The 298-nt window shown below is 47.0% G+C and carries 1 rRNA gene; it reads right to left on the reverse strand.

Annotated features, from left to right (window positions below):
- Nucleotides 1-298 (reverse strand): 23S ribosomal RNA (locus tag G6042_RS00470); the annotation flags it as partial.

Consider the following 298-nt stretch of genomic DNA (forward strand, 5'->3'; position numbering starts at 1 on the left):
TGCGCATTTAACTACAAGACCTATAGGTAGGTGCTTTAACGAACTATTCCGTCAGTTCGCGGTACTTTCATCACTCCGTCACCCCATCACAATTAACAGTAGTACGGGAATATTAACCCGTTGGCCATCGACTGTCCCTTTCGGGTTCGCCTTAGGACCCGACTAACCCTCAGCTGATTAGCATAGCTGAGGAAACCTTAGTCTTTCGGTGTGCGGGTTTCTCGCCCGCATTATCGTTACTTATGCCTACATTTTCTTTTCTAACCAGTCCAGCATACCTTACGATACACCTTCAACC

The sequence above is a fragment of the Flavobacterium solisilvae genome, assembly GCF_012911605.1.
GTDB lineage: Bacteria > Bacteroidota > Bacteroidia > Flavobacteriales > Flavobacteriaceae > Flavobacterium > Flavobacterium solisilvae.